Genomic DNA, 13,663 nt, shown 5'->3' with positions numbered 1-13,663 from the left:
TAAATGTAAGGATGACTATTTCGTTTGATTATACCAATGCGTTACCATTTATGAAAAAGAGTGAAGTAGAAGGATTAAGTGAATTTGTAAAAGTGGCTCATGGAATGCTTCATGAAAAAAAAGGTTTGGGCTCTGATTTTCTTGGATGGGTTGATTTACCATTAACCTATGATAAAGAAGAGTTTTCACGTATTAAACAGGCTGCTAAAAGGATACAAAATCAATCAGATGCTTTGATTGTGATTGGCATAGGTGGTTCTTATTTAGGTGCAAGAGCAGCGATTGAAGCTTTGTCTCATGGTTTTCATAATCAAATAAACGGTAAGACACAAGTTTATTTTGCTGGAAACAATATCAGTTCAACTTATCTCACGCATTTATTGGAGCTATTAGAAGGAAAAGATATTTCGGTGAATGTGATTTCTAAGTCAGGAACAACAACAGAGCCTGCCTTAGCCTTTCGTATCTTTCGTGACTATCTAGAACAAAAGTATGGAAAGAAGGAAGCAAGAACACGTATATTTGCCACTACTGATCAGGAAAAAGGCGCATTAAAAAAACTTGCTGACGCAGAAGGGTATGAAACATTTGTTATTCCAGATGATGTAGGTGGAAGGTATTCTGTGCTAACAGCGGTAGGTCTCTTACCTATTGCTGTCGCAGGGCTTGATATTGATCAAATGATGGCAGGAGCTTCATCGGCTGCACGTAAATACAATAATCCTGAATTAATGACAAATGAATGCTACCAATATGCCGCTGTACGAAATGCACTCTACAATAAGGGAAAAGTGATTGAATTACTAGTTAATTATGAGCCATCTCTTCATTATGTATCCGAATGGTGGAAACAGCTATTTGGGGAAAGTGAAGGGAAGGATCAAAAGGGGCTTTTTCCTGCCTCCGTTGATTTTTCAACAGATCTACATTCAATGGGACAATATGTGCAGGAAGGTAGGCGAAACCTTATGGAGACTGTTTTACAAATTAAGAAACCTAAACTTGAACTAACTATTCAGGAAGCTTCAAACAATCTCGATGGATTAAACTTCCTAGCAGGAAAAACAATGGATGAAGTTAACAAAAGTGCATTTCAAGGCACACTTTTGGCTCATGTTGATGGGGAAGTACCTAATCTAGTAATTGAGCTCGATGAAATGAATGAATACACATATGGTGAATTAGTTTATTTTTTTGAAAAAGCTTGTGGAATTAGTGGCTATTTATTAGGAGTTAATCCATTTGACCAGCCGGGAGTGGAAGCATATAAAAAGAATATGTTTGCTTTACTTGGAAAACCTGGTTATGAATTAGAGAAAAAGGCCCTGATGGAACGCCTTTCTTTCTCTAACAAATAGATAATACTATAGTATACTGAACCTTGGCTTGGCCTTCAGTGTATGAGTATAAAATAGGTGTAACGCTCGATTTTAGATGTGAGGGCAAATTATTTTTTACCAGAAAAGAAAATAATTTTGATTAACAGCTTAGGATTAGAAAATACGGAAAGAACCAGTGTTCAAGTGCTATTTTTTGTTTTCGTAAACCCTAAATATTGCCAAAAAATAATGTAATTATGAATATTGTATCGAAAACTATTTGCTTTTCTAGAAATTGTCTGTTATTGTTAAGAAGAATTATTTTTGTTCGGTTAGAAGAAATAAGTGTTTGATTTTTTCGCCTTAGATATCTAAATTGAGCAATAATAGTATCAAAATTGTGGAAACGAATTTTCCACGCAGGAGGTAACATCCATGCAAGAAGGTACAGTAAAATGGTTTAACGCAGAAAAAGGTTTCGGTTTCATCGAAGTTGAAGGTGGAGATGATGTATTCGTACATTTCTCAGCTATCCAAGGCGAAGGATTTAAATCATTAGACGAAGGTCAAAAAGTAACGTTTGATACTGAACAAGGTCAACGTGGACTTCAAGCGACTAACGTAACTAAAGCATAATGACAAAAGGGCTCACTTGATGAGCCCTTTTTCTTTTTGATAAAAATAAAGAATGAAAGGGGGAGCATAAATGGAGAATAATAATTTTCGTCGCTTTTTATTATCTGAACCGATTTTAAAGGCACTTGAATTGATGAAACTTCAACAACCGACCGAGGTTCAGCATAAGGTGATTCCGAAGGCTCTTAATGGAGAGGATTTAATTGTTCAATCTCAAACCGGCAGTGGAAAGACACTCGCCTTTGCGCTACCTGTAACGGATAAAGTGGATTGGGCAGAGAATAAACCACAAGCACTTATTTTAACTCCGACGAGAGAGTTAGCTGTTCAGGTTCGAGATGAGGTCACAAATATTGGCCGCTTAAAAAGAATTAATTCTGTCGCCGTTTTTGGTAAGGATTCTTATTTGAAACAGAAAAACTTACTTAAACAGAAAACACATATTGTCGTTGGAACGCCAGGAAGAGTTCTTGACCATATTCAAAAAGGAACATTGTTAGTGGAAGACATTAAGCATTTAATCATTGATGAAGCTGATCAGATGCTTAGTATGGGCTTTATTGATGAAATGGAAGCGATTATTGAAAGTTTGCCAACGCAAAGGCAAACGATGGTGTTTTCTGCAACCTATCCAGATGATATTCAACAGCTCTGCTCCACTTATATGGTCGAACCAGAAGTCATTGAAATTCAAGCAACAGGGGTAACTGCGACCAAAATCGATCATTTTAAATTGTGTGTTCATGAGAAGGAAAAGTGTTCTGTCTTAAAGGATTTACTCGTCACAGAAAATCCAAATAGCTGCATTATCTTTTGTAATACACAAATCGAAGTGGATAAGTTATATCGAATTTTAAATCAGTCACTCAAGTCGCTCGGGAGATTACATGGTGGAATGGCCCAACGTGACCGATTTTTGATGATGGATCGATTTCGGAGTGGTCAATGTCGGTACTTAGTGGCGACAGGTGTAGCAGGACGTGGAATTGATGTTGAGAAAGTTTCAATGGTTATTAATTATGAAGTACCGATGGAAGCTGAAAATTATGTACATCGTACAGGCAGAACCGGTCGAGCTGGGGAAAGAGGAAAGGCGTTTACCTTCGTTTCAGATTCAGAGCGAAACGATTTAGAAGCGATTGAACAATTTATTGGCTTTATCATTGAAGAAATTCCCGTACCTAGTCAAAAAAATGTTCAAAAAAACCTACCAAACTTCCAACAAAAAATGAATGCTACAATTACCCCAAAAGTGGAAAAGGCCGATCACTTACAAGCAGAAGTAACAAAGCTCTATTTTAACGGTGGGAAAAAGAAAAAATTACGTGCCGTTGACTTTGTTGGAACGATCTCAAAAATCGCAGGGATTAACGCCGATGACATTGGTGTTATTTCGATATTAGATCAAATGACCTATATTGATATTTTAAATGGAAAAGGGCCACTTGTCCTCCAAGCAATGAGAGAAACGACCGTCAAAGGCAAACAGTTAAAAGTGCATATCGCGAGAAAATAAAAAAGGCGACGGTTGTTTGTCTTTTTTTATTTATGTTTAATGGAAAATATCCATGTTAAATGAATGTATCTTTGATGTTGAAGGTGGGAATGTTAAGGGGAAATAAGGAGGGATTAGAATGACAAGAGGTCAATCACATAATAATAAACATAAAAATAAGGCTAAATTATCTCAAACCCCTAAGCAAGAAATCATAAGTGACGGGATTGATGAGGAATATTCCGAAGAGCTTGCCGACCACGATGATCTAGAGGCACAAAAACGGGCAGCAGCTGCTGACAAACGTGCTAATCCGAATAACCATTCCTAACTAGAAAACGAGCGATAAGGAGAATATTTATGTCCGAGCAAAATAATAATCAAAAAAAAAATCGTACTAAAAATAAGGAAAGACAGAATCAAAAGGAGCCTCACATTTACGATAAAAAATTAAATGGCCCAAATCGTCCAGCTGAATAATCTGTCCAGCCTTTATAAGGACTAAGTTTTTAGTCATTCTTTTTTTGTGGAGAAAATCAAAATAATAGTATAAATAGGGTGCTCAAAACAAAATGTTTAGCACCCTATTTTTGTTGCTAACTTAATGGTGTAAAATAAAAAGTATATTAAATTAGAAATAGGATATTAGTGGGGGGAGCATTTATGACAGTGGAAAAAAATTTAAGGGTTTGTGAAAAAGGACATAAGTATTACAAAAGTAGTGATTGTCCAAGTTGCCCTACTTGTGACAAAGAGAATAAACCTGAAAGTGGCTTCCTATCGAAACTAAGTTCACCTGCTCGAGGTGCTTTAGTTCACGAAGGAATTGATACTTTGCAGAAACTCTCAAAGTACACCGAAAAAGAAATTCTAAAAATCCATGGTATTGGACCAGCTTCCTTACCAACGATGAGAACTTTATTAGAAGAAGAAGGTTTATCATTTAAGGGATAATGAATAGTGCACATAAAGTGTCCAGTGGTGGCTTCGTCTTTTTTCTGTAGATTCAACTTTCTATAAAGGTTTTTGAAATTATTTATTGAAGACTACAAAGTCAAGAATTCTAAGGGGAGATGATGATTCAATGGTTCATGCGAAAGGAATTCTTTTAGACCAATTATTGGCCAATGCAAATGACCGAAGCTGGTATGTTTCTTTTCAGGAGGCGGTAGCAGGAATTTCTGATAAAGAGGCCTTTTGGAGACCCGATGAAAGTAGTCATAGCATTGCAGAGGTAGCCCAGCACCTTATTTATTGGAATGAAACGTTACTGACAAGATATAAAAGGTCCGATTTTAATGCCGTCCAGTCACCAAAGGAGAACGCTGATACATTCACTGTTGAAAAAGATGTAGAATTTAGAGAGCTTCGTGAACGCTTATTAAATGTATTGTTACAATGGCAAGGCTTGTTGACAGAAGAACAGCTAGAATCGACAGTAAATGGGTACCCAGTCGAAGCTGAATGGTGGGCGTTAGTATCTAATGCAGCTACTCATAATGCCTATCATATCGGACAGATTGCCTATATTCGAAAATTAAAAAAGACTTTTTAAAAAGCAGTCATTATGGCTAACTTTTAAAAATTACTTCAAGAGGTTAATGGCGGGGAATCAATCGAAAAAATTCATTACTATTATGTTTAAACATCAGCTTTTTTTGCCAACCAAACGGAGCTAGCGAAATGGCAGAAGGTCCGTATCTAGCGAGTAGATTAAATGATATAAAAGTCGGTCTCCATATTGCAAAAGTTCAGAGCCCTCGTTAAACGGTGTTTCCTCTTTCCTAACCATTCCAAGCAAAGAATTTTGTTATCCTTTATAATAAGAAAAGAAAAGGCAAGTTAAGGTAAAAGGTGAATAGATGATGGAAGGAAAGAATTACTTATACATTTTTAACTGCCATGAGGATGAGCTTGAGCTAAGTTTTTTAGAAAAACGTTCGTTCTTTGGTGAAATACATAACCGTTCTGTGATCAAAAGTTCAATTGAAATCGAGCCCAGCCGAAGTCCTTTTCTCAAGGCAAGCATAAAAATTATGGCTCAGGCGAAGACTTCGAATGAATTGAAACAACAGCTCAATGGTTATCAAATCTCAAAACAGACGTTTAAAATCCTCATGTTAAAAAACGATGATTTAAGTTTGGAACAGCAACTAAATTTTCAAGAGAGAAAACAAATGGAACGAGAAATCGGGCAGTTCATAATCGGACAAGCAGATCTGAAATGTCCAGAGCAGACTTTTGCCGTGATAAAAACCGAAGATACATGGTATTTTGGTGAATATATTGAAGCAGAATCTGTCTGGCTAAAGCAACAACAAAAACCACAGATGTATTCAACGGCTTTAAACACAAGAGTCGCAAGGGCAGTCGTTAACATCGCTGTCCCAAAAATTGAAGAGCAAGTAGTGATTGATCCATGCTGTGGTATTGGAACGGTGATGGTCGAAGCTCTTTCAATGGGCATTCAAATAAGTGGCAGTGATATTAATCCACTTGCAGCAATGGGCGCGAGGGAGAATATCGCTCATTTTCATTATGAGGCGGAAGTGAAAAAACAAGATATTCGAACGATAAAAGGTTCTTATGATGTGGCGATTATTGATATGCCTTATAATTTGTGCTCCGTCGTTTCTGAAGAAGAGAAAATGGACATGCTGAAGCAAGCAAGGAAGTTTACGAAACGACTCGTTATTGTTACGGTAGAACCGATTGACTCTATATTGGAGATGGTTGGATTTACGATTAAGGATCGTTGTATTGTGAAAAAAAGTCGATTTGAGCGCGAAGTACTCGTTTGTGAATAAAAGAAGTTTCGATGTATAAAGGGGTTTATGGAGAGATGAACAATTATAAGTTAACGATTCAATACGATGGTGGTCGTTATAAAGGCTGGCAGCGTTTAGGAAATGGTGAAAATACCATCCAAGCAAAAATTGAGCATGTTATAAGTGAAATGGCAGGAGTTCCGATTGAAATTATTGGTAGTGGCCGCACAGATGCAGGAGTTCATGCATTAGCACAAATTGCGAATTTTAAAATGGAAAAACAGATGACGGAGCAGGCAGTCCAAACGTATCTTAATAAATATTTGCCACAAGATATTGTCGTCTCTCATGTAGAGCTCGTATCTGACAGATATCATGCCCGTTTTCATACGACGGAAAAAACGTATGTATATAAAATTTGGAATGAAGCTTATACGAATCCATTTATACGTAAATACAGTACTCATATTGAGGAATCATTAGATCTTGAGAAAATGAAAAAGGCCGCTCGCTTTTTTATTGGTGAACATGATTTTACCGCTTTTTCCAATGCTAAATCGAACAAAAAAACAAAAGTTCGGGAAATTTATTCGCTGGATATTACAAAGGAAAATGGTTTAATTGAAGTTCGTATTTCTGGGAATGGCTTTTTGTACAATATGGTTCGAAAAATTGTCGGGACTTTAATCGAAGTTGGGTTAGGACGAATCGAGGCAGAGGACATTCCAGCCATCATCGAGAAAAAAGAACGAAATCAGACCGGAAGAATGGCAGAAGCAGCCGGGTTGTTTTTAGTTTGAACTGATAATCGTAAAATCTCCGTTCCATGTAAAAGTGGGAGGAGTTTTTTTATTGGCGAACGTTAGGGTTCTTTTGAAGCGAAAATTCTCGAATAAAAGCCGGAAAGGGAATCAAAGAGCCGCAATGAATCCAAAAGCTGGTGAATAAAGGCCGCAAAGGGAATCAAAGAGCCGCAATGAAGCCCGAAGCCATCGAATCAGAGCCGGAAAGGGAATCAAAGGGTGTCAATGAATCCCGAAGCCATCGAATCAAAGCCGGAAAGGGAATCAAAGGGTGTCAATGAAGCCCGAAGCTCTCGAATAAGAGCCGCAAAGGGAATCAAAAGCCACCAATGAAGCCCGACTCTCTCGAATAAGAGCCGCAAAGGGAATCAAAGGCCGTCAATGAAGCCCGAAGCTCTCGAATAAGAGCCGCAAAGGGAATCAAAGACCGTCAATGAAGCCCGAAGCTCTCGAATAAGAGCCGGAAAGGGAATCAAAGGCCGTCAATGAAGCCCGAAGCTCTCGAATAAGAGCTGCAAAGGGAATCAAAGACCGTCAATGAAGCCCGAAGCTCTCGAATAAGAGCCGCAAAGGGAATCAAAAGCCACCAATGAAGCCCGACTCTCTCGAATAAGAGCCGCAAAGGGAATCAAAGACTGCCAATGAATCCGAATGCTATTAAATAAAGCCGCAAAGGGAATCAAAAGCCACCAATGAAGCCCGAAGCTCTCGAATAAGAGCCGCAAAGGGAATCAAAGCCTCACCCGGCACCCTCTAATTCGTTTTTAATAGAGTTTGTTGCCTAAATGGATGAATAAAATTAACGATTGTCTGGAAATAGCTCCCTTTGTTATAATATATGTGAAAGTATTCACAAAATATTGAAATGAGTGATTCTAATGAGGAAAAAAGTCATTTTAGCTGGTGGAACGGGTTTTACTGGAGAATACTTTAAAAGAAGATTTGAAGATTTGGGTTATCAGGTTTTAATTATTTCGCGGAGCGAGCCACATATTACGTGGGATGATAAAGAAAAGATTCTACAAGCGTTAGAAGGTAGCGATTTATTAGTTAATTTAGCTGGGAAATCAGTTAATTGTCGTTATCATGAGGCTAATAAACAGGAGATTTTGAACTCGAGGACGGAAACAACGAATTTATTAGGGGAGCTTGTGGCATCTTGTAAGCAGCCGCCCAATTTATGGATTAATTCTAGTACGGCAACGATTTATCGTCATGCAGAAGACCGACCGATGTCAGAAGCAGACGGTGAGATCGGTGAGGGTTTTTCCGTAAATGTCGCAACCGCATGGGAAGAAGCCTTTTTCTCCCATCAATTAGAGACCACGAGACAAGTCGCTCTCCGAATTGCGATTGTACTCGGGGATTCAGGTGGTGTAATGGTACCTTATCAAAATCTAGCCAAATTTGGGTTAGGTGGTCATCAAGGAAGCGGAAAGCAAATGTTTAGTTGGATTCATATTGAGGATCTATTCCAGATGATTTTATATGTTAAGGACAATACGCATTTATCTGGTGTATTCAATAGTTCAGCACCTAATCCGATTACGAATCGTGAATTTACGGCAGCTGTGCGAAAAGCCTACAATCGAAAAATAGGATTACCTGCTGCAAAATGGATGCTCGAAATTGGAACGTTTGTTTTAAGAACGGAAACCGAATTATTATTAAAAAGCCGTTGGGTCATTCCTGAAAGGTTTGAGAAAGAAGGATTTGCTTTTAAATATGCGACGATAGAAGAGGCGTTAGAGCAAATCGCCAAATAATAAAAAGGGTCTTTCCCCTCACGTTACGTTAGGGCTTACAATAGAGGTATTAAAGATGAGGTGGAGTTGAAGAAGTTGGATAAATTTTACTCAGTCGGTGAATTTGCGAAGAAAACGGGAACTTCCATCAGGACGCTTCATTATTATGATGAAATTCATTTATTGAAGCCAAATAAACATCCGAAAACGGGACATCGCAAGTATTCAGATAAGGATTTATTAACTTTGCAGCAAATTGTCACGTTTAAATGGTTAGGCTATTCGCTTGAGCAAATCGCTAAAATGCTTACGAATGAAAATGATATGGAGAGTTTAAAAGAGAGCCTTCGTTTTCAAAAACAATCTTTTGAACAAAAGAAGCGACAAATTGAAAGAGTGCTCGAAGCGATTGATCGAACCATCGAATGTATAGAAGGCAAAGAACAAATAGAGACGGCGATTTTAATCAGTTTTATTAATAGTATTCAATCAGAACATATCCAAAAAGACTGGTTTGCTAAACATACAAATGAATCGTTAGCTGAGGATTTATTTAATATAACAGAGGAAGAACAAAAAAAGCTCGACCAATTGTTCTTTTCATTAACAAACCGTACAAAATTATTGGTTGGCCAGTCTTTCCACTCTGAAGAAGTCGTTCAGTTAATCAAAGAGTATGTTGATTTTATTAGCCATTATACGAATGAAGAAATGATCGAGTTATTTAAAAATATTGAAGATAGAGAAGTCGAGGAGCTAGACGTGTATTCTCCTTTTACAAAAGAAGAAGAAAAATGGTTGTTACAAGCTTTCGCCTATTATCAAAAAGAACATGGATTACCATTTGAGATTGATGATTGGGAATTTTAAGAGATAGAAAAGATGAACATAAGCAGCTATGTAGTGAGGAATTTATCTCAACTACTAGCTGTTTTTTTTTACAAACACTCCATTGAACTCGACAAAATTTTATTGTGAATTGTCTAAATGTTATATAAAATAACTATAAGCTTAAAAGACCAGACTATTTTCCTGCTGTGACAGAGAATGAATAGGTTCTATGAACTATTAAATGAAAATAGTGGAGGTTAAATATGACGTTATTAGAGGAAATGTTGAAGTTTACGGAAGAGGAAGAAGAGATTTTACAATATCGACAAGTTCTTCAATCTAGGTACACAACAAAGAAAAGTTTTATTATCGAAGCTAGTAAGCTGTTGCAACCAGGCTCTGAAATTATGATCCGTAAGCATATTCGCTTTATTGAATTTCCAAAGCATAAACATGATTATATTGAAATGAACTATGTTTATCATGGGAGTTCGAAGCAGCTTATTGGCAATAATACGGTTCATTTAAAAAGAGGGGAACTACTTGTCTTAAATCAACATATTGAGCATCAAATTGAAATGTGTGAAAAAGAAGACATTCTTATTAATTTTATTATTCAGCCATCCTTTTTTGAGTATATTTTCTCTTTTTTAAATGTAGAAGGACCTCTTTATACTTTTTTAGTTAATAGCATTCATAATACGGATAAAATGGGTCAATATTTATATTTTAAATGTGCGGAAGAAGAGTCTGTTCAAGAATTATTGAAAAAAATTATGGAAGAAATCATCTCCCCAGGAACGTTTTCTAAACCTATTATCAAATTATACGTTGGTCAGTTAATAGTGGAATTAACAAAGAAAGCGAATACATTAGAAGGGCTACAGGAGAGTTCTCTACACAGTCAGTGGATAAGGGAGGCTTTAACATATATACATGAAGAATATAAAAATGCGACACTAAATGAATTATCTAGTCGTTTAAAGCAACCTGATTATTTAATAAGTAAAGTGATAAAGAAGAATACAAAAAAGACATTTAAAAACTTACTGCAAGATAAAAGGTTGGATGTGGCGGCAAAAATGCTAGAGCAATCAGATTTACCAGTAGCAGTTATTTCTGAGGAAATCGGGTATTATAATTTTAGTTATTTTTACAGAATATTCAAATTAAAATATGGAATGACTCCATTAAGTTATCGAAAAGAGCTAAAGAAAACATCACCCATTTAGGCGTGATGTTTTTTGTTTTTATAAACATGTGCAAATAAGGACAGTTTTTTGTCAAATAGAAATATTGGAAAAAATGATGAAACCGCTTAAAGTTATGTTATAGAAAATGTAAGGAGTGAGGTGAGCAAGCAACATGGGTGGCTATCGATTAGCTGTAGATATAGGGGCCTCAAGTGGAAGAGTGATGGCAGGAAAAATCACAGAAGGAAATATTGATTTTTTTCAAGTCCATCGTTTTGAAAATAAATTAATCATTAAAAATGCTCAATACTGTTGGGATATAAAAAGGTTACTTCATGAAATTAAAAAAGGAATTAAAAAAAGTGTAGAGATGGGACTTAATCCCAAAAGTATCGGAATTAACACTTGGGCTGTAGATTTTGTTCTTCTAGATGAAAAGGATCAACTTGTAACAGACACTGTTTCTTATCGAGATCCACGAACGAATGGAGTTATGGAAGCGGTTATAGAGGATTTTGGGAAATCATCTCTTTATGAACGGACAGGAATTGCCTTTCAGCCATTTAATACGGTGTACCAATTACTTGCCCTAAAAAAGGAAAACCCAGAAGCTTTAGATAAAGCCAAAAGTTTTTTAATGATACCTGATTACTTGCACTTTTTGTTAACCGGAAAAAAGCATAATGAATATACGAATGCAACCACTACTCAATTAGTTAACGCCTTTACAAAAGATTGGGATTTTTCCTTAATCGAGGAATTTGGGCTACCTAAACATTTATTTAGAGATTTAACAATGGCGGGAACAAATGTTGGACGTTTAACAAAAGAAATACAACAGGAGCTAGGAGTCGAGCTAGACGTGATAATCCCAGCCACACATGATACAGCATCAGCCATTGCAGCCCTTCCGGAGTGGGAGACATCCATTTATATTAGTTCTGGTACATGGTCCTTAATAGGAATCGAGAATCCATTCCCTATTTGTGTGACAAAAGCGATGGAAGATAATTTTACGAATGAAGGTGGAGTGCAGTATCGTTTTCGTTTTTTAAAAAACATTATGGGTTTATGGATGATTCAAGAGGTGAGGAGACTTCTAAATAATGAATGGTCTTTCGCTGAATTGGCAGAGATGAGTAAAAGCTCCTGTTACGATGGGATCATTGATGTCAATCAACAACGCTTTTTAAAACCAGCTAATATGATTGCAGAGATAAAGAATGCTTGTAAGGAATTGGGGTTTGCTGAACCCAAAACGGCAGCAGATTTAACGAGGTGTATTTATCAAAGTCTAGTTGATAGTTATACAAAAGCAATTGAGCAAATAGAGTCAACGGTGGAAAGGACTTATGACAAGATACAAGTGATTGGTGGGGGCGCAGAAAATAGTGAACTAAACCAATTACTTGCTAATCGAATTGGGCGTACCGTTGCTGCGGGCCCAACAGAAGCAACCGCACTTGGAAACTATATCATTCAAGCAATGACAGGTGGAGAAATTGCGTCTTTGAGTGATGGACGCCAGTTAATTAAAAATTCTATCGCTGTTAATTATTATACACCTAAAGGAAGTGGAGAGTATGTCAACAAGATTTGAAAATGCCAAAGAAGAATATGAGAGATTGGATATTGATATAGAAGCTGCATTTGAAAAGGTTAGTAAAGTCCCTATTTCCGTTCATTGTTGGCAAGGAGATGATCTGAAAGGAACAGAAACGATTAAAAGAGAGTTATCGGGAGGAATTGATGTAACAGGTAACCATCCTGGTCGTGCTAGAAATGGGGATGAACTACGAGCTGATTTGGAAAAAGCGTTAAGTCTTATTCCGGGAAAACATCGTGTTAATTTACATGCGATGTATGCGGAAACAAATGGAGAAATCGTTGATCGAGACCAATTAAAGCCGGGACACTTTCAAAAGTGGGTTGATTGGGCAAAGGAACTTGGGATTGGACTTGATTTCAACCCAACCACATTTGGACACCCCAAAGCGGAAGAAGGGCTTACCTTATCTCATCCAAATGAAGAGATTCGCTCATTTTGGATTAACCATTGTAAAGCGTCGCGTCGTATTGCCGAATATTTTGCTAAAGAATTAGGGAGTCCTTCATTAGTAAACCTATGGATACCAGATGGGTATAAAGATATTCCAAGTGATCGTTTGACACCTAGAAAACGATTAAAGGAGTCCTTAGATGAGATTTATGAGGAACAATTTGATAAGGCATTTGTGATGGATGCATTAGAAAGCAAATTATTTGGAATTGGTTCAGAAGCTTATGTAGTGGGCTCACATGAGTTTTATATGAACTATGCGAATCAAAATGGCAAACTATGCTTGCTTGATACCGGTCATTTTCATCCGACAGAAGTTGTATCCAATAAGTTGTCGGCTATGCTTCTTTTCCATAACAACCTTGCTTTGCATGTTTCGCGCCCAGTACGTTGGGATAGTGATCATGTCGTTATTTTCGATGATGAGTTACGGGAAATTGCTATAGAGATTGTTCGAAATGATGCACTCAATAGGGTGAATATTGGACTTGATTTCTTTGATGCGAGTATTAACCGTGTTGCAGCATGGGTAATTGGAACACGGAATATGATTAAAGCCTTATTAAACGCAGCCTTAATGCCGCATGAATATTTAAAAAAGTTACAGGACAGAGGGGACTTCACATCTCGCCTTGCGTTACAGGAACAACTCAAAACATTTCCGTTTGGAGATATATGGGATGAATACTGTCGTAGATTAAATGTACCAACAGAAAATGAATGGTTAAAAATTGTTCATCAGTACGAATTAGATGTACAGCTAAAAAGAGTCGATGTTGAGAAGGTAGAAAGTTAATCGGAGGAAAGAAGGGAA

At 37.1% G+C, this 13,663-nt stretch carries 13 protein-coding genes; all 13 read left to right on the top strand.

Going from position 1 to position 13,663, the window contains the following annotated elements:
* Nucleotides 1–11: 11 nt before the first annotated feature.
* Entirely contained in the window at nt 12–1,358 is a 1,347-nt protein-coding gene (locus AA0017_RS14160) for a glucose-6-phosphate isomerase (protein WP_413375370.1), read from the top strand.
* A 396-nt stretch (nt 1,359–1,754) separates the two neighbouring features.
* Nucleotides 1,755–1,955, top strand: a complete 201-nt coding sequence (locus AA0017_RS14155) for a cold-shock protein (protein ID WP_040324249.1) — start codon at nt 1,755–1,757, stop codon at nt 1,953–1,955.
* A gap of 70 nt (nt 1,956–2,025) precedes the next feature.
* Nucleotides 2,026–3,471: a DEAD/DEAH box helicase gene (locus AA0017_RS14150; RefSeq protein ID WP_413375368.1), complete on the top strand. Its 1,446-nt coding sequence runs from the start codon at nt 2,026–2,028 to the stop codon at nt 3,469–3,471.
* A 118-nt stretch (nt 3,472–3,589) separates the two neighbouring features.
* A complete protein-coding gene (locus AA0017_RS14145; RefSeq protein ID WP_413375366.1) occupies nt 3,590–3,781 on the top strand; it encodes a YfhD family protein in 192 nt (63 codons plus the stop codon).
* Nucleotides 3,782–4,113: 332 nt separating this feature from the next.
* The gene (locus tag AA0017_RS14140) at nt 4,114–4,404 is read left to right on the top strand and encodes an RNA polymerase alpha subunit C-terminal domain-containing protein (RefSeq protein WP_413375364.1); all 291 of its coding nucleotides are present in this window, start codon (nt 4,114–4,116) and stop codon (nt 4,402–4,404) included.
* A gap of 130 nt (nt 4,405–4,534) precedes the next feature.
* Nucleotides 4,535–5,005, top strand: coding sequence for a DinB family protein (locus AA0017_RS14135; protein WP_413375362.1), 471 nt, complete (start codon nt 4,535–4,537; stop codon nt 5,003–5,005).
* Nucleotides 5,006–5,315: 310 nt separating this feature from the next.
* Nucleotides 5,316–6,257: a TRM11 family SAM-dependent methyltransferase gene (locus AA0017_RS14130; protein ID WP_413375360.1), complete on the top strand. Its 942-nt coding sequence runs from the start codon at nt 5,316–5,318 to the stop codon at nt 6,255–6,257.
* Nucleotides 6,258–6,292: 35 nt separating this feature from the next.
* Nucleotides 6,293–7,018, top strand: coding sequence for a tRNA pseudouridine(38-40) synthase TruA (truA, locus tag AA0017_RS14125; protein ID WP_413375358.1), 726 nt, complete (start codon nt 6,293–6,295; stop codon nt 7,016–7,018).
* A gap of 881 nt (nt 7,019–7,899) precedes the next feature.
* Nucleotides 7,900–8,787 carry a TIGR01777 family oxidoreductase gene (locus AA0017_RS14120; protein ID WP_413375356.1) on the top strand — a complete coding sequence of 296 codons (888 nt, stop codon included), beginning with the start codon at nt 7,900–7,902 and terminating at the stop codon, nt 8,785–8,787.
* Between the two features lie 75 nt (nt 8,788–8,862).
* On the top strand, nt 8,863–9,636 hold the full coding sequence (locus AA0017_RS14115; RefSeq protein ID WP_413375354.1) for a MerR family transcriptional regulator: 774 nt from the start codon (nt 8,863–8,865) through the stop codon (nt 9,634–9,636).
* Nucleotides 9,637–9,860: 224 nt separating this feature from the next.
* Nucleotides 9,861–10,829, top strand: a complete 969-nt coding sequence (locus AA0017_RS14110) for a helix-turn-helix domain-containing protein (RefSeq protein ID WP_413375352.1) — start codon at nt 9,861–9,863, stop codon at nt 10,827–10,829.
* A gap of 133 nt (nt 10,830–10,962) precedes the next feature.
* Entirely contained in the window at nt 10,963–12,390 is a 1,428-nt protein-coding gene (gene rhaB / locus AA0017_RS14105; protein WP_413375350.1) for a rhamnulokinase, read from the top strand.
* Nucleotides 12,374–13,645 (top strand): L-rhamnose isomerase, encoded by a 1,272-nt coding sequence (gene rhaA / locus AA0017_RS14100; protein WP_413375348.1) that lies wholly within the window; start codon nt 12,374–12,376, stop codon nt 13,643–13,645. Before rhaB ends, rhaA begins: the two co-directional genes overlap by 17 nt.
* Nucleotides 13,646–13,663 lie beyond the last annotated feature (18 nt).

Origin of the sequence: Alkalihalobacillus phoenicis, assembly GCF_047302405.1 — a bacterium.
Taxonomy (GTDB): Bacteria; Bacillota; Bacilli; order Bacillales; family Bacillaceae_D; genus Alkalihalobacillus.
The sequence above is the reverse complement of the archived record's forward strand: the minus strand, read 5'-3'. Positions and strand labels throughout refer to the sequence as shown.

Bases quoted from the DNA above. Each gene is read 5' to 3' on its own strand.
- AA0017_RS14160 (WP_413375370.1), top strand. From the start codon at position 12: ATGACTATTTCGTTTGATTATACCAATGCGTTACCATTTATGAAAAAG.
- AA0017_RS14145 (WP_413375366.1), top strand. From the start codon at position 3,590: ATGACAAGAGGTCAATCACATAATAATAAACATAAAAATAAGGCTAAA.
- AA0017_RS14130 (WP_413375360.1), top strand. From the start codon at position 5,316: ATGGAAGGAAAGAATTACTTATACATTTTTAACTGCCATGAGGATGAG.
- AA0017_RS14155 (WP_040324249.1), top strand. From the start codon at position 1,755: ATGCAAGAAGGTACAGTAAAATGGTTTAACGCAGAAAAAGGTTTCGGT.
- AA0017_RS14110 (WP_413375352.1), top strand. From the start codon at position 9,861: ATGACGTTATTAGAGGAAATGTTGAAGTTTACGGAAGAGGAAGAAGAG.
- rhaB (WP_413375350.1), top strand. From the start codon at position 10,963: ATGGGTGGCTATCGATTAGCTGTAGATATAGGGGCCTCAAGTGGAAGA.
- truA (WP_413375358.1), top strand. From the start codon at position 6,293: ATGAACAATTATAAGTTAACGATTCAATACGATGGTGGTCGTTATAAA.
- AA0017_RS14120 (WP_413375356.1), top strand. From the start codon at position 7,900: ATGAGGAAAAAAGTCATTTTAGCTGGTGGAACGGGTTTTACTGGAGAA.
- AA0017_RS14140 (WP_413375364.1), top strand. From the start codon at position 4,114: ATGACAGTGGAAAAAAATTTAAGGGTTTGTGAAAAAGGACATAAGTAT.
- AA0017_RS14150 (WP_413375368.1), top strand. From the start codon at position 2,026: ATGGAGAATAATAATTTTCGTCGCTTTTTATTATCTGAACCGATTTTA.
- AA0017_RS14135 (WP_413375362.1), top strand. From the start codon at position 4,535: ATGGTTCATGCGAAAGGAATTCTTTTAGACCAATTATTGGCCAATGCA.
- rhaA (WP_413375348.1), top strand. From the start codon at position 12,374: ATGTCAACAAGATTTGAAAATGCCAAAGAAGAATATGAGAGATTGGAT.